Consider the following 17,395-nt stretch of genomic DNA (forward strand, 5'->3'; position numbering starts at 1 on the left):
GGCCAAAAGTCAGATTGTGGAGGGTTGATTCGCTGAAAATTCGACGTGTCACTTATAAGATTTAACCAAACTGGATCAAAGATATTGGAAAGCTTCAATTACTCGTTGTTTAAAGCTTGTCAGTGTTAGGTCCGCGATCTCGGCAGAGTTGCTTTCCGATTTTGTGCTACCACTCTGATCAATTCGTCCAGAGAAATTGATGGAGACACTATCGGTATTGTCTCCATTATCACTAAGGGGGAGATTTGAATTTGTAGCTATGTGTTCTAGTGCTTGGTTTGGTTTTTTCTGAGGCCTCCTCAAATAACGACAGCTATCTGGAATATCTCGTTCAACTTCCTCTGCAAATTCGATGAGTTTTGGGGCGGCAAAAGTATATAGCCATGCTTCTTGGTTCGGGCATGAAGTCATACGGAGTATACGACCAAGGATTTGGCGAAAGTAGAGTTCGGTCTTTATGTTGCTCAGATGGCAACATACTTGGAGTCTCGGAATATCTGTGCCCTCACTGACCATACCAACACTCACAATCCACTCGGTGTAGTCGGTTCTAAATTGTTTAATTCTGACTTGGGAGTCATCATTTTTGTATGTGACTATCGTGGTTGTTTGATTGAATGTATTTTTGAGTAGTGAAGCTATTTCTATGGCGTGATTGACAGATGTAGCTACGATTAAGCCTCCGGCATATGGGGATTGACTTCGAATTTTCTTCAAGCGAGTAACGGCTGTTCCCAAAATATGAATCAAAGCAGGTTTGTTGTTGAGAATAGTAGAGTAGTTAATTTCACTCTCAGATATAAGCTCATTGAATGAGTTAAATGATTCAATATGATTATCTAACTTAATCGTGGATTTATCACAATCAATAAGCGTAATCGTTGGTTTACGGCAAACGCCGTCTTGGACAGCTTGCGCTAGTGTGTATTGATAATCACATACAATCGTCCCCTCAGGATCGCTGTATGACGAGAGTACAACGGGGGGCAAATTTGAACGCCAAGGTGTACCAGTTAAAGCGAGTGTATAAGTGGCTACTTTCTTAATCTTGCATAGAATCAGTTGGCCCCAGACATTGCTGTTCTCATTATTATCACCACCGCAGTGATGTATTTCATCAAAAACACAAAGTACACGATATTTTAAAAGCCTATTCCAGAACTTGTCATCTAGGTGTGTTATTGATTGGTAAGTGATAGATGTACCTAGAGAGCCAAACTTTCCATCCATTTCATCTTGTAGTGTTTCGGAGAAGTTACTTTGTATACTCGATGACACAGTCTTTGATGGAGAAAAGCAGATAACGAAATCGATCATAGAGCGTTCAAATAAGCCTTTAGCTAGATTGGCGGCCATAAATGTTTTGCCTGCACCTGGTGTGGCTTGTGCTAAAAAATGTTTGTTTCCTTGAATGTAGTGGGCCATTGCGTTTCCAATACACTCTGATTGCCAACGCCTTAACATTCTTTTTTACCACCAGTATTTTGATTAATTAGAGATATAGTGTTTGTCCACACATTCAATTGAGCCATTAGCTTTGCCGACTTGTTAGTCGCTTCTTGGTAACTCGGTTGTATGAATGGTTGTAAGGAATTGAAGCGTCGCATAAGGCTTTGGTATTCATCAATCTCAGCAAGAGTTACTGTGAGCTGCGCAGTTATGTCTTGTCGTTCAACCTCTAATTGGGCTTTTGCTATATTAAATTCGGATATTTTTAGTCCCTGTTCTTTTGCTATGACCTTTTTGCGTCTAGGAACAATGTTAAATTGCGTTGAATCAAAATTATCTGATTTTGAAAACGTTCTGTTTCGACCCTCCCCCGTTGCCTGTAATACACCTAACGAGAGAAGTCGCTCCAATGACCTCGCTACAAAAAGTCGAGCAACGCTACTGTTCTCATACTGGTCAGATTCTTTTTGAATCGAACTTCTAATCTCAATAATGCTGAACTGGTTTGAATTGCATCGATTAATTGCATCAAAGATATCTTGATTAATTTTTACTTTTGAACTCATTGTTGAATCTATTTGTGAATTTTTGCGGATTATAGTCCGTGGCAATAAATGCATCAAGAGGCGATAGTTTTTGTTTTTTAGAGTCGTTTTAAATGAAAGACTTAGCAAAGCGCTTTGGGGCCAAATTACGCGGAAAACGCAGGGATAAGAAGGTTTCTCAAGACCAACTAGCTTTGTTGGCTGATATCGATCGAAGTTATATTGGCAGGATTGAGCGTGGGGAAGTAAACATCACACTCGAAAAAGCCTATCAGTTGGCTCAAGTTCTTGAGTGTGATGTGAGAGATTTGCTGCCTTAAGGTACCAGTTCTTAAAGTATCTACTTATTCAGCAGTAAACTGTTATTTAACGCGAATGAAAGTGGTCCGTTTGTTATCAACTACTTTACAGTAGTATTGAGGATTATAGTCCTCATTAATTTCTAAAGCAAACAACAGAGTAATATTTTGAGATTTGAAGCAACAGCATTGATATTGAAAGGCCTCCTATCAATTCGGCAGTTCACACAAAGCCAATACCTGTTACCACGCAAGTGACATTATCAGCTACCTATTCGGCAGTTTACTCATCCTGCCCCTGATGAACGCGACTACAAGTATTATCAGCTACCTATTCGGCAGTTTACGGTTACTAATAAAAGAATAGTATATATTTATCAATCAGTTAATATATTTAGTGTCAATTAACCCTATTTTTCTCACTGTGATAAAATTTCTATAATTCAACGACTTAAAAGTGTCGATAAAATAGGGTCAAATTAGGGGGACAGGTTGAGATTTGTTTTCAGTATTCGCAAGACCATAGCTGCTAAATAGTGCATCTCCGTCTAAGCGAGCTTCTTTGAATATTCTTATATTGAGTCGAAAACTACCGCCACGACTTTTACTGTCTTCCTCAAGCGAGTGGTAGTGATGGAGTACAACAATTTCGTGTTGTTTGAACGAGGATAAGTCAAACTCTTCACCTCTTTCTTCCGCACGTTTTTTTAATCTTTTCGCTTTTCTAGCTTGTCCAGCAGGTGTTGCTTTGTCTATCGACTGGCAACGCTTAAATGAAACATACTCGCAACCGTCAGGGACAACCTTTGTATTTGATATATCAAAATAGTGCAGCTCTTTCATTTGGGTAAAGTAGTGCTGTTTGAGTAGCAAATCGAGCTCGATTTTATTTGTGCTCACAAAAGAAATTTTATTTCCGATGGTATCGTCACTCCAAAGAGGAAATGAAACGCCAATATTTCTTGTTTCATACTCATAGTTAAAGCCATGAAGAATCCGAAGGCACTTAGCGGCTAATGATTCATTGTTACAACGCGCTGGCAGAAAAGTGACAGTTTTGTAGTACCACTTCATACTTAATCCCCCTTATGTTGGAACATTCCACCCTTGATGATGTTTGCGACCAAAAAATGCAGGTCGTTTATGGTCTCTTGATTTGGTTTATCTGAAGACGTGAGTGCTTCAATATAAGACTCTGTTTGCTTAAGGATAGAAAAGAAATCTTTTTGCGTAGAAGGGTGACGGTAGCAAGTGACATCTTCTTTATGAACCCCAAACCGACCGACACGTAGTGCCTCAGTTGCATCGGGGTACCAGTCGTCTATGGTCGCAATGGCGGCACCAGTTTTATAAATGCCCAATATTGGGCTCCGTTCACCGTCAACCGTTGTGCTTTGAAAAATTCGTCCCTTGCTTTGTTTCTTAGATTTATTGGTGTTGTTACTTTCATTTTCGGTGAATGCTTGGCTCGGGAAAATCTGTTTATTGGTTGGTAGCCGCAAGGTGGCTTTCACTTCAAATATGGCCAAACCATTAGAGTGAGAAAAAGCATTTCTGGTCATTTGAGCAATAGCTTCCCAATCTTTATGGTTCTCAAAGTCATTTCTTTCTAGGTAGTTAGCCCTTATGTCTTGAAATTTGACAGCATCTCCCGCCCAGGGCCAAGGGGTTAACTCTATATCCCAGCAATAGGCTTTTTTAGTATTTTTCCACAGCCATGAACCATTACATATATTGACTAGATATCGAGAAACCAATTCATTCCAACCAATATTTTCTTCATACGCTTTGATTAGCTGCATTAGTGTGTGCTTAACCGTAGACGAATTACACTTGTAAGGTTTGCGTAGCTCAGAAGAAAAAGAGACCGAAAAGTAGCATTCAATGTTGCTCGCACCGAAAGGAGCATGACAAAAATCGACTTGATGTAGGTTACCTTGAGCCAGTTTTTCAGCGGTTGCACTCTCTTTGGTCCGCCCCGACGGCTCATAAGCTAAGGCTGCGGTTTCCATTTGTCCTATTACAGTACGAGAAGTGTAGGTTAAGGGGGTCTTTCGCCCATCTGGCCACACAACTAGAAAGCACACATCAGAAGGATCAATAGAACGTTCATAGGCTAGGTTAGTCGGTAGTTCCATGATAGGTACTCCTTGGCTGCACAGAAAGGTAGTTTTGATAGCACCTGTGATGCCACAAAATAGTATTTATGTCGGTGTTTTGATCAAAAGTGGTTGGCTCAATCAGACCAATCATGCACTCAGAAAAAGCATGTTTATAACCTCGAAGAGAGTTAGGTTTGTCGGTCGGCTCTTCAAGAAAATGATACCCAACACAGCTTGGGGTTAATTTTCGGTTCTCTTTAACTTCCGATAAAATATCACTCATGTTTTCGATAGGTTCAGTATGCATCGATAGCCATTTGCCGGTTTTCTGAGGAAAGGATTGAATCGTCTTTTCTAACGTTGAAAATGACCGGATGTATTTGAAATCTGCAATGGCTATTTTAGCGGAACCTCTGGCAAACCGTTTCGGCAGAGCTCGAACAATCGTACTTTCATCAACGCTCAAGCTACGATCAAATTTAATCACTAAACTAAATACCAAATCACACTGCCAGTCATCGTGTGTAGCGGGTGGAGATATGGTGTGGTTTGCTTTTTGTATATATTCTTTTGTTAAACCGCGTTTTTCAACGTGTAGTTGATGGACACAGATGGCAAACGAATCAATTGTGAGCGTAGGAAAAGACTCATTTAAGTTACGTTCAAACGCGTGAGTAAACCCCAAGAAAGCAGTGAGTGATGGAAGACCGACCGTGATTGGTGAACTCAACGCGCTTGCTCCACAAACTCTTATATTTGGAATCGCAAAGAATGAATCCTTTTTTTCACTGTTGCCAACGTTAGTAGAATCGGACCTATGTTCGTTGAGTTCACGCTTTATAAGCCCAAGTAGGAGTTTGGTCATACTCGGTTCGTAAGCAAAACACTTAGCTAATTTGATGCGGGATAGATCATGGTTTAGATGTTGGATAAGAGTATTCACATCCATGGTCCTATCCTGTGTAAGCAACCAAGCCTTAACCATCTCTTGCATCTCGTTTTTGACTGTTCTGTGGTAAGCCACTCGCTTATTTTTTGGCATTAAATATTGAGTATGCGTTTGGTACTGTTTTAACGATTGAATATGACTTGAGGTCAACCAAGATTTTCCAATGTTTATCTGATAATGATCTGTAAGGGAAAAGTTAGGGACAGTTTTCAACATCTTCAAAGCACCACCACATGTCATAGGCAATACTCCCATGTTAGTACTGCGGCTGTAACGGGTTAACGCTGTATAGCGATACTCATTTTCTAGCGCTTGATAACAGTGACTTTGCATCGATTGAGAAGCCACTGGCGAGAGTGAAATATAAGAACTGTCGTTATCAGGCAAAGATAGTTGAGTTAAGTAATTTGGAGCGAGACTGACGTTAATCGTTGTTTGAGAAATCTGAGCCAATTTTTTAGCGATAGCCTTACGTGTTTTCTGGTAGCAGCCAAGCGTATTGAGTTTTTGCCACAACGGGTGTTCTACATCTTTAAGTAAATCCCCAAGGCATGAAATCACACAATTCCAACTAAATTCATTGGTTAATAATGCGCTTTTGTTAACATCACTCGAATCATGACTGTACGCCCAGTGGTGTGGTTCTAATTTAGAAGATGAGAGTAAAAATTCAGGTAGCAGCCCCAGAGGAGTCGCGCGAATTACACCTTCAGAGCGTATGTCGGGAAATTTTAGGTTGTGGCTTTGTCTATGCTCAACCGTTTTTAGACAGCGAGCCCACCATTTTTCATCTCGAAGTTTTTGCTTGCATTTAGCTCGGTCTAGCAGGTCTTTCTGATCATCTGTCTTATCGGTTAAATTGACTAATATTGTCAGTGCATCAAGTTCTTTGCCATCAATCGCAATATGCGGTGTGAGTGGCCGAAATGCGCGCTTTAGTGCTGTTTTTAAGTCGTCAGGATTTGATGCGATTAGATCTTTCAGAGTTTGCACTTACCACCTCGATACATAGAAAGAGCGGTTAAATTCTTCAGTTTGAAATTCGGCTAGCCAAAGGCAGAAGATGTCGCCGAAATAAAATAAGTAGTCGTTAACCGCCAGAGGCCTGTTTGGCTTAGTTTTGCGATTTGGCTTTAAGATGCGTTGTTCTACCATTGACGCTAACTCATCCTTACTGCAATTGAGGAATACAGTAGTCTCTAGAGCGTTCATTCGAAGGTTAGCGATCAGACCGTTGTTATCCCATAAATGCATCTCTGTATGCCGTAGAAGCTCTCCTAGAACGATATTGTGCTGCAGGTTGCGTTCTGGTAATCGAACAGAACTAAAAAATATCCGCCCTAGAAGATCTTTTATCCGCAATTCTCTTCTTCCAACAATGGCGTGCTCTAGGTTGAATTCGATCTCATTATCGATCATAGAATGAAACGAGCTAGGCCAGTTAGAGAAAAATTGGACGAACGAAAAGTGATCGAATTCATTATCGCTGATGTGGCTCCACCAATGTACCAAACCCCATCGGTAGCTCCTGGGGACATCAGGTAGATTTTTAGACTCATTGCCGGCGAGCCAATTTGCAACGGAGAATATTGTCTTATTACTAATCTCTGGATTCTTTATGGCGATAGATCCTTTGCAGTTACTGCAATTCCCTTTCAAACCAGATACTCGGTAGTCATACTCAGTTCCACAGGTACACCGATTTACCAAAGGCACATCATGGATATGGCAGTGATCGTAACCCTCAAAATGCCAAAGGTAAGAAGCATAACCATTTTCTTGTAAGCATAATGGGCAGCAGGGTATGGACTTTGTCCGGAGTAAACTACGAGGAAAAACTTCTGAGCCACGGATGACGGCACTAGTTGATGGAGAATATTTTAAGTTTGTTCTGTTAATTGCTAATCCAAGTAACTCGGTAGGTTCGTTAAACGTTAATTGAGCTAGTTTCAGGAATGAGGCTGTTCGGGCACTAGAACTATTTTTGGCCGAACAGGGGTTAATCTTTGCGATATCAGTTGGAAAGGTTTGATAGCCGTGATGGTCAATGTCTTGTAGGAAGCGTTTGGTGGCTTCTAGGAAACGATGGACGTCATCATATCCATTTTTATTGGCAACTCGGATAAAAAAGCTTTCCAAACTCTCAGTGCTATTTATAGATGGCCTTATTAAAAATATATTTTTCATAAGTGTCGAAATTTAAAAAATACTATTATTAACATAGGGTATTATATTTGAAATAACAAGGGGGTAAAAAGTAGAAAGTGAGCTTTTTTATTAGGTAAGATGATTTCTTTTTTATTTAAAAAACAACATTGGATTTTATTTGGTGAAACTTTAATTTGAACGTATAAATTATCTTTGGAAATAGCATGTTAGAGGTGTTACATGGTGTTTTAATTTATGGTTGGCGAACATTTAATAGAAAAAATTCAAATGGATATGAAATTTTAAATAAAATCAGTGAGTCATTATTTTTAAAATCTAGATTGGAAAATAAATAACGTTTGAAGTTGATTTAGTCATGTCAAAGCTATCAAACCTCACGTTATACCGTCAAACTAGAATCTATAGAGTGGTTCGTCGATTGTTAGATATCTAACCTTCTCTTCGAGTCCCATTATTGGTGCCACTCTATCGATTCTTATTGATTTGTAGCTTAGCGTACTGCTATAGCACCTTTACCGACCCCCTCGTAAGCAACTACTCTGACGGTTTGAGTATCGGAAAGTTCGCTTTTGACTTCATCGGCAATAAAGTTTGCGAGTAATTCAATCGTGGTATCTGTTTCTATTAATTCGGTTCGGTTTCTTTCGATAGCTAACTGAAATTCACCTTGAGGAGCAGTGTATTTAAATGCAAAGTGACTTTCCTCGATGGTTTGAAGCGCGTGTTTGCTAAGTGAAAGAGTACCTAACGTGACTAAATCTTCTTTTGAACCTAGGTAAATATCTTTCCAGCGATTTGCGAATTTCTGTTCAAGTTGAGGATCTCGGATACCATCTACAAAAAGTTCTATAGGCGAGCGGTGCCCATGAGCAATTCTTTGGCAGTTACCATCATGCTTTTTAAGACCATGAGAGTAATGGTAGTAGGCTCCGTCGATATTCTCTGTTCTAAGAGTTAACTCTATACCTTTGACGTTTTCTGGTAAGTGAGTTTTTAATACGTTATGTAAGTACTCAGTTACACTATCTTGATTGATCGACTCTGTATCTATGAGGCAAATTGCTTCATCAGGGCAATAAAGATGTATAGTGTTGTTCTTTGATACTAAGTCGACAGTAGAATATCCCAGATTAGCCTTTTCGATGAACATATGTTTGTTTCGCATTGGCACTAGTAACTTATGATCCACGACCTCATCTACTAGCTTTTTGACTTGCTTTTTAACTTGGCCAAAATCTAGCACCATACTCATTTCATCAAGGTCGCCAGAAAGGCTAATGTCTAAAATCCAACTCTCTCCGACCATACCTCGTGTCTGTGATAAGTAAGAGGAGTCTATAACGGTGAGATCTCGCACAAAAAGGTTCACATCAAAATCCTTATACATAGTCAGATGTTAAGTTCTTTACATTATATCAAACAGCATTAGTTAGGTCGTTGATAAACTGAAAATTTCACGATGAATGGTATTACTTTCATAGCCATTTGATGTTAGATTGGCCATTAATATCTGGCGAATTGAACATGAGAATAGAGGTGTATGAATGGAATCTAGTAAGTTGGCGACTTTATGTTCGCGTCTACTTGAGTTTGAAATAACGCCCTTCTTGCTAGGTGTTTCAAGTGGGCAAATCACCCCAGTAACTCACTCGGAACAATGGGCGGAGCTAAAAAATAAAGCGCAAAATAACCAACTGTCTACTGATGAACTGAAGACTTTGGTTTTACTTTGTGATTATGAACGCTTGAAGTTGGTGTTTGAGTTATTAGACAGCATAGACGAATAAAAAAGAGAAGGTAATACCTTCTCTTTTTTTAGGCTAATCGATATAGATATCGTAACCCTTTCTCCACCCTTTACTTACTTCATAAATACGCAGTAAGTTGGTGGCAAACAATTGTTTTTCCGAAGTGGTGTTTTGAAAATCGTTCCAACGGCGTGTGTACTTAATCTCTAGTTGTTTGCCATTGTTGTCTTCTTGGTTAGTTCGAAGTAAACCAAGCTCCCAGTGCTCGCTGCTGAAATGGCACTGGTCTTTTATGACCTCTAACTCTTTGATAAAAAAAGCAGGTGAAGGGATTTGAGTATTCAGCATTGATTCATTGGTTACATTTTTTGACGGTGTCATGAATACACGCAACATATGACGACATAAGTATGAAAAGCCCACAATTGCTGTACCGTGTGTAATGTATGAGCGTTTCATATCACGAGATTTCTTCTCCCACTCCTCATGAAATACAGTCGCTACCGCGCACCAGAAATTTTTAAGGACTTGAATAAACAGCTTACGAGTCTCCTCATTGAGGTCTTGGTATACACGCACATCTATTGTGTTCAGAAGTTGGCGCTGAACGTTGGTCACGAACTCGGTAATTGAAGATTCAGCTATCATCCCATCTTTGTTGCCGTTTGACTTAATAAGACCATAAAGTGGTGAGTCAGAGTTACGGAAACCTAACTCTTCACACATTGATAATGAAAACGCTTTTTCTGCAAGTGCTGGTGGCTTGTAGATGTCATCATACAAAGCAAGCGCATTAAGTTGTACAGAAGTCAGCGGCTTACCTAGATTTAAGATCAGAAATTGCTGAATGTAGTCAGATTCATTTTCTGAGATAAAGATAGAAACAGGAAGTGGGTAACTTTCGTGATGACTGTTTTTGACGCCTCCTGATCGTTGCTGACCATCAACAATAGCACCAGGTAACTCGCTTGAAGGTTTCTCTGGATCGTAAGGCACGACTAAGTAGCCAAACTCGGAGCCTTCTACAATAGGTTCAAATTTTACGGTGTGATCAAAACCAATAACAAGGTTTGCTAGGATGGTTGAGTTTTCCGATTCCACGTAATCAGTGATTGACTCAATGTGTTTTGGTAGTTCACTGCGTTGGTAGCCGTGAATGTACTCTCCCTCACGTGTGATGTGTACGATCTTTGCTACATCACGAACTTTCTTACCTTCAACCCAACCTGTGTAAACAGTAATACCGTTCACGATTTCTTGGATTACTTTAATTTTCAATACTTCTGACATGAGTTATTTCGCTGCTGGCTCGAGTGATTCGATTACACGGTTTTTGTGCTTGGTTACAATTGCAAGGTTGTGGATACCACGGCGACGGTTTGATTGGTTTGAGCGGAAAATGATGTTCATCAACCCTCCTTTGCAAATACCACAAGCACATTGACGCCACTCACGTTGCTCTAGAAATGCACGGTATTTTTCTTCATTACGTGCAAGTGATGCTACTTTAGAAGGAGTAGACTTCGATGGTAGATATGCTTCATTGGTTACTTTTTCATAAGCAATGAGAGCTTTAAGTGTACCTTCTAGATCAAGCGCAGTTTCATCAAAATACCTTAACTTTTTCAAGCAGTCTACTTCAAGACGTTTAACGCACTCGTGTACTGACAAAGCTGTATTTGATAAGTTGATGTCATACTCGTTATTTTGACCCATTTGACTGATGTGTTGTTGCAGTTCATCGCGGTACTTTTCGATGTGTTTTTGCACGTTGTCATGATCGCACTGGCGAACTCGAATCATTAAGGATTCTTCTAGTTTCGCGTTTTCTTCATTTTCAGATAATGTATAGTACTTACCGCCTTTCAGTCCTTGCATAAGTGGCGAGGTACTATCTGCACTAGTTACACCCGAGTTAACATAAGCTGGAATGTTGTCGAAACGACAAATGCCTAGAAGATGAAACTGAGTCTCTGGATGGCGAATTTCACCGAGTTGTTCAAGTAATTCAAGCAGTTCATCTGTTTTCGCTTTGATCATACCTCCGATTGTGATGCGGCGGTAACCCATTTCTTGTAACTCTTTCACAGAACGCAGGAATGAGTTTTGATCATAGCCGTGAGCGACACCGTAAGCCTGGAATGAGTAGGGCTTTGATTTCTCAAGAAATACTTTTGCATTGTCTAATGTAATCTTGATTCTGCGTTCACTTTCTTGAATTAACTCGTGAAAAGCGTGTGAGCCGCTTTTTTCGATAAATTCGTCTTTAGCCTCTTCGTTTCTGAAGTAAGGGAAAACAATGTGGTCGAGTGAAATCCCGTAATCAAAACCACCGCGGTCATAGAACTCGATCAATTCTTCAATAGTAAAAGGTGGCTCTTTCTCTGCGTGGTAGTCAAAGGCACCACAGTCTCCCATTAGTTTCACGTCTTTAAACTTAGGTTTATTGAGGCGTAAAAACTCGCGAGCGCCAAGGAAGTAAAAGTCCTCTGTCAGTTCTTGCTCGTAGTACTTGCCACGCTTTTGCATCGTTCCAACACCAGCAAGAGAGACTAGCATCCCATCAAACGGCAGTTCAGTTAGGATTTGGTGTGGGTAGTGGTCATCATCGTATGTACGGTGATGTTTAGTGCGACTGTTGTCGCGACCATCAAATTCTGGGTCAACAAAGTCTTTATTGTCTGGAAAGTAGAAACGGAACTGAGTCACGATAAACCTTTTTCTGATTTAACTTGTTTATAGAATTCGCCAAAGCGTTCAGCAGAACAGGCATAACCACTATTTCTGAATGTACGAAGCATAGAAGTTGAAGAGGCAGGTCGGTCTACGCTATCGATCTCACGTCGAATGAAATGTTCAATAAATTCAGGAGACGGGCTTACTTTCTTTGGCCTTTGCACTTCTTTCAGGTCGGCGAACTCATTATTTAGGGCGGAGATAGTACCACTGAAGTCAGGTTTTGTAAGCGCCAATTTTTCTAAAAACATAAGAGTAGCAATAGTTGTAATGCTTCTATCTGCAAGACTGAGTCCGAAAGCCTTGGCATTTTGATGTTGAAGGACTTTACGGGAGCATTTCACAAAGCAACTGGCATATGCAGATAAAGTTTTAGGGATTGAAGTTGTTACGATAGCAAAGCGTTCGTGAGCACTTTCTGAACTGGAGAGTGCTTCAAGCAAGTCTACCTGAATAGCTTGCAAATATTCGTTGCTCGCAACGATTACAAAGTTGTCCCGTGGGTGACTTTTAACAGTATCTTTGATTGAAGTACTCGGAAGCGAAGATTGAGTTACTGTATTCCACCAGTCATTTCTGGGCGTTGGGACCCTATTATTGTTTTGGGCGAAAGTCGCATTGTAGCCTGGCAACTCTGTTGTCCCATCAACCAAACCAAACCCAGCAGATAAGATTTTCAACGAAAGATCGTGCTCTTTGCTGTACGTACGTAGTTTAGAAAATGCTTGCCCAGAATATAAATCCTCGGCTTTAGTCTTGCTTGTTGTCCCTGAAAAGGCACGTTCCCAATTCTCAATAGTAGTTTGGATGTCACTAGAGAGGTGCTCACTTATATTCATTGATGTTGAAACATCGAGAGTTTTTCTTGCTGTGCAAGGAACTAATAAGTGTATTTCTCTCATGAGGTTTACCTAAGATGCCGTATCGATTTTTCTTATCCTCGAAGTCTAGCTGAAAGATGAAACTTCGTATATGCTTTGTTTTATCAGGAGGCGTAAATGAAATACTTTTTCCCGGACAGTCAGGACTTTGTAGACCCAAACTTCGATTTTGAAACTGAAAAGAACAAACTACTGAGAGTTACCCAGCGAGATGATGTCTATGCGCACCACTTGTTGGAGAGACCTTATGACGGTTTGTTAATTTCTAAAGCGATTGTTGAGGGAATTCCGGGTAAAACAGATAAAACCCGTTATTCAAGAGGCCAAAAATACAGACTGTTTAGAGAAGGTGCTCATCGATTTTTCCGTCTAACGTCTGATTTCCATGTTATGGGAGATAGTGGGGCGTTTTCATATATTAATGAAGAGGTTCCCCCGTACAACAGTGATGACTTGATTAATTTTTATGTGAAGTCCCGAGTGAATAGTGGTGTATCACTTGATCACGTTGTTATCGGTTATAGTGATCCACAATCAAAGAAACCGATTTCAAGTGAAGTGATTGCAAATCATCGTGAACGTGTTGCGTTGTCACTCCACAATGCTGAAGTTTTTTTAGGGCAAAAGAAACACTATTCATTTGTTCCTTATGGGGTTGCCCAAGGGTGGGATAAATCTAGCTATATCAATTCAGTTAAAGCATTAAAAGATATGGGTTATGAGCATATAACCATCGGGGGAATTGTCACCCTAAACTCAAAACAGATTTGTGAGCTTTTAGATGACATCCATACTCAGGCTCCTGGGAACTATGGTCTTCATTTATTAGGGATCGGTCGTGAGGAGATAATTCCTCACCTAGCAAAGCGGAATGTCATTAGCATTGATAGTACAACGCCTTTAAAACAGTCGTTTTTAAATGAAAAACGTAACTATAGACTAAATGGCGAAACATATTGTGCTATCCGAATACCGCAGTCTTGCAGCAACACCAGAGTTAAAAACGCTATTGCGTCAGGAAAGATCAAGCAAGACCAAGTATCTAGATTAGAAAGAAATGCTCTTTGTGCAGTACGTATGTATGGAAAGCGTCAATTGGGTCTTGAAGATACTATCAAGGCGATTAATGACTATGAACAGTTGGTGTTTAGCAGAGATAGTTATTTGAGTAGTGAATACAGAAGAACATTGCAAGATCGACCTTGGGAAAAATGCAACTGTAACATCTGTAAACATATAGGGGTTGAGGGCTTAATCTTTCGTGGTTCTGAGCGAAATAAGCGACGAGCATTTCACAATCTACAAGACTTCTACAAAAACTTGGTGCAGAGTGATGAAGAAAAAAGCATTGAAAATTGAGCAAAGTAATAACATCAAACTTTTCCAATTTAACATGAACTTAGATGAGTTAGAGTCTGTGTCCATGATTACTCGCATTGAACGAAAGCACAACGTTCTAGAGGGTTACCAAAGACCAGAGGTCAGAAATCACATTAATAACATTGCAGATTACTTAGGGAGTGAGGACGGTATTATCCCTAACTCTATTATCATGAGTTTGTCTAGCGATGTAGAGTTACAAGAGGTTGATGGTGAAATATTCGAATTGATAATTCCCAATGTACCTAAAAGCGCTTTGATTGTTGATGGCCAGCAGCGTTTAGCCGCACTTAGACTTTCAGGTAGACGAGATTTCTATCTTCCCGTGTGTGCATTTATAAGCGATGATCAGGATTTTGAAAGACAGCAGTTTCTGTTGATCAATTCTGCTAAGCCACTTCCGAAAAGTTTGATCTATGAGTTATTACCCCATGCAAATGGCTTTTTTAATCAGGAACTAACTAGAAGAAAACTTCCGTCATTATTAGTTCAACTCCTTAACTTTGATGAGTCGTCACCACTATTTGGGTTAGTTAAATTAGTTACAAACCCGATAGGCATTATTGCTGATAATTCTCTAATGAAAATGCTCGATAACAGCTTGAGAGAAGGTGCGTTGTATGAATATAGAGAACAGGCGCAACAGACTTATAACCCAGTCGATTGTGATAGTATGCTTGGTTTACTCAATGATTACTTCCGAGCGGTTAAAGAAGCGTTCCCCGATGATTGGGGGAAGAAACCAAAGGAGTCACGCCTATTCCACGGTGCGGGCATAGTAGCGTTGGGTCAGTTGTTTGATGAGATATTTTATTCATATGAAGTTAATGGCAAACTTGGCAGTTTTTTTGATTTTGCTAAGAATAGGTTAGTCAGATTGAAGCCATTCTGTAGATGGAGTAGTGGAAGTTGGGACTTCGGTATGGATATCGACGGCCAACCGATTGTCAGAAAGTGGAATCAAATTCAAAATCTATCCCAAGATATCAACCTGATAACAGATTACCTGACACGAATTTACGACTTACAAGAAAGAGAGGTTACGCTTGTTAAAAGTCAATGAAATATTTGAAACCATTCAAGGTGAAGGTGTTTACACCGGTGTACCTTCAATTTTTCTTCGTCTGCAGGGGTGCCCAGTAGGGTGTGCGTGGTGTGATACAAAACATACCTGGGAAGTGGATGCGTGTGCAGAAGTAGCGCTAGTTGATGTAGTAGATAAAGGTCAAGATTCTAATACTTGGTCAGATACGACTATCTCTGAGTTAATTACATATTTTCAAGAACACTGGACGGCAAAGCATGTCGTGATTACAGGCGGTGAGCCGTGTATGTATGATCTAACGGACTTAACCACACAGTTAGAAACCAACGGATTTTCTTGCCAGATTGAAACTAGTGGTACATTTGAGATCAGAACAACCCCTAATACTTGGGTAACTGTTTCTCCAAAAGTAAATATGAAAGGTGGCTTCAAAATCCTTGGCTCTGCAGTTGGTCGTGCCAATGAAGTCAAGCACCCGGTAGGTACTGAGAAAGACATAGAAAATTTAGTTAAAATGCTTGGTGAGCATGACACAAAAAAAGACGTTGTTATTGCACTTCAACCGATTAGTCAAAAGCCAAGAGCGACGGAGTTGTGTATTCAACACTGTATTGCGAACAATTGGCGCTTATCAATTCAGACACACAAATATCTTCAAATAGCGTAGGAGTTAATATGAATAAAGCAGTTGTTGTTTTTAGTGGAGGTCAAGACTCTACGACTTGCCTTATTGAAGCGCTAGAAAAGTACGATGAAGTTCATGCAATTACTTTCGATTACGGCCAAAGGCACAAACTAGAAATTGAAGTTGCTCAGGACATTGCCCAAGAACTCGGTGTAACCGCCCATAAGGTACTGGATGTCAGTTTGCTAAATGAGTTGGCGATCAGTTCATTAACACGTGATGATATCCCTGTATCTCACGAATTACAGAGTAATGGCTTACCTAATTCTTTTGTTCCTGGTCGTAACATATTATTTCTAACTCTTGCTGGTATCTATGCTTACCAAATTGGTGCTGCATCAGTGATTACAGGTGTTTGTGAGACAGACTTTTCTGGATACCCCGATTGCCGTGACTCATTTGTTAAAGCAATGCAGAGCGCTCTTCAGCAAGGTATGGAATATGATCTATCGTTAGTTACCCCCCTCATGTGGTTAGATAAAGCGCAAACATGGGCGATGGCTGATAAGTATGGCAAGTTAGAGTACGTGAAAGAAAAAACACTGACTTGCTATAACGGTATTGTCGGCACTGGTTGTGGCGACTGCCCGTCGTGTAAACTGAGAGCGGAAGGTCTTTCGGCTTACGAGCAAAATAAAGCTACTTATTTGAACGAAATCGTCGGTTTAGCAAAATGAATGAATTGTCACATGAAGCATATATCGTTAAAGAAGCTCTTGCTGCTGCAGGTCTTGAAACACCGTTGACTGAGCAAACTTTGAATCATGATGAGAAATTTGCAGTTATTGAGAACGCGACAAGAGATATTCTTAACGCACTATCTCTGGACTTGAACGATGACAGTTTGTCTGAGACGCCTAAGCGCATTGCAAAAATGTATGTAGATGAGATTTTTTCAGGCCTTGATTACAGTAATTTTCCGAAAATTACTACGATAGAGAACAAAATGTATATTGATGAAAAGATCGTCGTCAAAGATATTTCTTTCACCAGTACTTGTGAGCACCACTTAGTTGTCTTTGATGGTCTAGCAACTGTGGGTTACATCCCAAAGGATAAAGTAATTGGTCTTTCAAAAATTAATCGCATCGTGAGATTTTTTGCCCAAAGACCTCAGGTACAAGAACGACTTACAGCTCAGGTTTACCTCGCTTTGAAAACGCTTCTAGATGTCGATGATCTATATGTTAAATTTGAAGCTACTCATTATTGTGTCAAGAGCCGTGGAGTACAAGATGTAACTAGTAGTACTACTACTGTGAAGACGGGCGGTTGCTTTAAAAGAGTAAAACAAGTTTAGGTATACCCTGATTAATTTCTGTGAATTTACTTGAATGAGGCGGCATTTTGTGTCGCCTCATTTTTATTTTTTCCAAGGTTGAGTATGTTTATGCTGGCGCATAATGG

The 17,395-nt window shown here is 40.0% G+C and carries 17 protein-coding genes; 7 read left to right on the plus strand and 10 right to left on the minus strand.

Annotation, left to right across the window (positions count from 1 at the left end):
* Window positions 1-75: 75 nt before the first annotated feature.
* Together OCV12_RS19970 and OCV12_RS19975 are read right to left on the minus strand one after the other, a co-directional pair.
* Window positions 76-1,425 carry a DEAD/DEAH box helicase gene (locus OCV12_RS19970; RefSeq protein WP_261887019.1) on the minus strand — a complete coding sequence of 450 codons (1,350 nt, stop codon included), beginning with the start codon at window positions 1,423-1,425 and terminating at the stop codon, window positions 76-78.
* A gap of 32 nt (window positions 1,426-1,457) precedes the next feature.
* Complete coding sequence (locus tag OCV12_RS19975; RefSeq protein WP_261887020.1) at window positions 1,458-2,015, minus strand: hypothetical protein; 558 nt, start codon at window positions 2,013-2,015, stop codon at window positions 1,458-1,460.
* A gap of 92 nt (window positions 2,016-2,107) precedes the next feature.
* Here OCV12_RS19975 and OCV12_RS19980 point away from each other — a divergent pair, with 92 nt between their 5' ends.
* Window positions 2,108-2,314 carry a helix-turn-helix domain-containing protein gene (locus OCV12_RS19980; protein ID WP_135457286.1) on the plus strand — a complete coding sequence of 69 codons (207 nt, stop codon included), beginning with the start codon at window positions 2,108-2,110 and terminating at the stop codon, window positions 2,312-2,314.
* A 453-nt stretch (window positions 2,315-2,767) separates the two neighbouring features.
* Here the strand turns inward: OCV12_RS19980 and cas6f are convergent, their stop codons facing one another.
* The 5 genes from cas6f to OCV12_RS20005 form a co-directional block, all read right to left on the minus strand.
* Window positions 2,768-3,367 (minus strand): type I-F CRISPR-associated endoribonuclease Cas6/Csy4, encoded by a 600-nt coding sequence (gene cas6f / locus OCV12_RS19985; RefSeq protein ID WP_261887021.1) that lies wholly within the window; start codon window positions 3,365-3,367, stop codon window positions 2,768-2,770.
* Window positions 3,368-3,369: 2 nt separating this feature from the next.
* Window positions 3,370-4,431, minus strand: a complete 1,062-nt coding sequence (gene csy3 / locus OCV12_RS19990) for a type I-F CRISPR-associated protein Csy3 (RefSeq protein WP_261887022.1) — start codon at window positions 4,429-4,431, stop codon at window positions 3,370-3,372.
* Window positions 4,415-6,337: a type I-F CRISPR-associated protein Csy2 gene (locus tag OCV12_RS19995; RefSeq protein WP_261887023.1), complete on the minus strand. Its 1,923-nt coding sequence runs from the start codon at window positions 6,335-6,337 to the stop codon at window positions 4,415-4,417. Before OCV12_RS19995 ends, csy3 begins: the two co-directional genes overlap by 17 nt.
* Entirely contained in the window at window positions 6,338-7,531 is a 1,194-nt protein-coding gene (locus OCV12_RS20000; protein WP_261887024.1) for a TniQ family protein, read from the minus strand.
* 472 nt (window positions 7,532-8,003) lie between these two features.
* On the minus strand, window positions 8,004-8,882 hold the full coding sequence (locus OCV12_RS20005) for a 6-carboxytetrahydropterin synthase (protein WP_261887025.1): 879 nt from the start codon (window positions 8,880-8,882) through the stop codon (window positions 8,004-8,006).
* Between the two features lie 175 nt (window positions 8,883-9,057).
* Here OCV12_RS20005 and OCV12_RS20010 point away from each other — a divergent pair, with 175 nt between their 5' ends.
* On the plus strand, window positions 9,058-9,300 hold the full coding sequence (locus tag OCV12_RS20010; RefSeq protein ID WP_016795640.1) for a hypothetical protein: 243 nt from the start codon (window positions 9,058-9,060) through the stop codon (window positions 9,298-9,300).
* Window positions 9,301-9,333: 33 nt separating this feature from the next.
* Here OCV12_RS20010 and OCV12_RS20015 read toward each other — a convergent pair whose 3' ends face one another.
* Genes OCV12_RS20015 through OCV12_RS20025 form a run of 3 tightly spaced genes read right to left on the minus strand, consistent with a single transcriptional unit; the run spans window position 9,334 to window position 12,899 of the window.
* Window positions 9,334-10,551 (minus strand): DGQHR domain-containing protein, encoded by a 1,218-nt coding sequence (locus OCV12_RS20015; protein ID WP_261887026.1) that lies wholly within the window; start codon window positions 10,549-10,551, stop codon window positions 9,334-9,336.
* Between the two features lie 3 nt (window positions 10,552-10,554).
* Entirely contained in the window at window positions 10,555-11,970 is a 1,416-nt protein-coding gene (dpdA, locus tag OCV12_RS20020) for a tRNA-guanine transglycosylase DpdA (protein WP_261887027.1), read from the minus strand.
* Window positions 11,967-12,899, minus strand: a complete 933-nt coding sequence (locus OCV12_RS20025) for a DUF6884 domain-containing protein (protein ID WP_261887028.1) — start codon at window positions 12,897-12,899, stop codon at window positions 11,967-11,969. The genes dpdA (OCV12_RS20020) and OCV12_RS20025 overlap by 4 nt, the downstream gene beginning before the upstream one ends.
* 96 nt (window positions 12,900-12,995) lie before the next feature.
* Here OCV12_RS20025 and dpdA (OCV12_RS20030) point away from each other — a divergent pair, with 96 nt between their 5' ends.
* From dpdA (OCV12_RS20030) to folE, 5 genes are read left to right on the plus strand one after another with little or no spacing between them, the layout of a single operon-like run.
* Window positions 12,996-14,237 (plus strand): tRNA-guanine transglycosylase DpdA, encoded by a 1,242-nt coding sequence (dpdA, locus tag OCV12_RS20030; protein WP_261887029.1) that lies wholly within the window; start codon window positions 12,996-12,998, stop codon window positions 14,235-14,237.
* On the plus strand, window positions 14,212-15,321 hold the full coding sequence (dbpB, locus tag OCV12_RS20035) for a DGQHR domain-containing protein DpdB (RefSeq protein WP_016795635.1): 1,110 nt from the start codon (window positions 14,212-14,214) through the stop codon (window positions 15,319-15,321). The genes dpdA (OCV12_RS20030) and dbpB overlap by 26 nt, the downstream gene beginning before the upstream one ends.
* On the plus strand, window positions 15,305-15,970 hold the full coding sequence (queE, locus tag OCV12_RS20040; protein ID WP_261887030.1) for a 7-carboxy-7-deazaguanine synthase QueE: 666 nt from the start codon (window positions 15,305-15,307) through the stop codon (window positions 15,968-15,970). Before dbpB ends, queE begins: the two co-directional genes overlap by 17 nt.
* 8 nt (window positions 15,971-15,978) lie before the next feature.
* Window positions 15,979-16,665: a 7-cyano-7-deazaguanine synthase QueC gene (queC, locus tag OCV12_RS20045; RefSeq protein WP_261887031.1), complete on the plus strand. Its 687-nt coding sequence runs from the start codon at window positions 15,979-15,981 to the stop codon at window positions 16,663-16,665.
* Window positions 16,662-17,288, plus strand: a complete 627-nt coding sequence (folE, locus tag OCV12_RS20050; protein ID WP_261887032.1) for a GTP cyclohydrolase I FolE — start codon at window positions 16,662-16,664, stop codon at window positions 17,286-17,288. The genes queC and folE overlap by 4 nt, the downstream gene beginning before the upstream one ends.
* Window positions 17,289-17,395: the final 107 nt, after the last annotated feature.

Origin of the sequence: Vibrio pomeroyi (genome assembly GCF_024347595.1) — a bacterium.
Classification (GTDB): domain Bacteria; phylum Pseudomonadota; class Gammaproteobacteria; order Enterobacterales; family Vibrionaceae; genus Vibrio; species Vibrio pomeroyi.

Excerpts from the sequence above, each read along its gene's own strand:
- OCV12_RS19970 (WP_261887019.1), bottom strand. The coding sequence starts at position 1,425 with ATGGCCCACTACATTCAAGGAAACAAACATTTTTTAGCACAAGCCACA.
- OCV12_RS19975 (WP_261887020.1), bottom strand. The coding sequence starts at position 2,015 with ATGAGTTCAAAAGTAAAAATTAATCAAGATATCTTTGATGCAATTAAT.
- OCV12_RS19980 (WP_135457286.1), top strand. The coding sequence starts at position 2,108 with ATGAAAGACTTAGCAAAGCGCTTTGGGGCCAAATTACGCGGAAAACGC.
- cas6f (WP_261887021.1), bottom strand. The coding sequence starts at position 3,367 with ATGAAGTGGTACTACAAAACTGTCACTTTTCTGCCAGCGCGTTGTAAC.
- csy3 (WP_261887022.1), bottom strand. The coding sequence starts at position 4,431 with ATGGAACTACCGACTAACCTAGCCTATGAACGTTCTATTGATCCTTCT.
- OCV12_RS20000 (WP_261887024.1), bottom strand. The coding sequence starts at position 7,531 with ATGAAAAATATATTTTTAATAAGGCCATCTATAAATAGCACTGAGAGT.
- OCV12_RS20010 (WP_016795640.1), top strand. The coding sequence starts at position 9,058 with ATGGAATCTAGTAAGTTGGCGACTTTATGTTCGCGTCTACTTGAGTTT.
- OCV12_RS20015 (WP_261887026.1), bottom strand. The coding sequence starts at position 10,551 with ATGTCAGAAGTATTGAAAATTAAAGTAATCCAAGAAATCGTGAACGGT.
- OCV12_RS20025 (WP_261887028.1), bottom strand. The coding sequence starts at position 12,899 with ATGAGAGAAATACACTTATTAGTTCCTTGCACAGCAAGAAAAACTCTC.
- dpdA (WP_261887029.1), top strand. The coding sequence starts at position 12,996 with ATGAAATACTTTTTCCCGGACAGTCAGGACTTTGTAGACCCAAACTTC.
- dbpB (WP_016795635.1), top strand. The coding sequence starts at position 14,212 with ATGAAGAAAAAAGCATTGAAAATTGAGCAAAGTAATAACATCAAACTT.
- queC (WP_261887031.1), top strand. The coding sequence starts at position 15,979 with ATGAATAAAGCAGTTGTTGTTTTTAGTGGAGGTCAAGACTCTACGACT.
- folE (WP_261887032.1), top strand. The coding sequence starts at position 16,662 with ATGAATGAATTGTCACATGAAGCATATATCGTTAAAGAAGCTCTTGCT.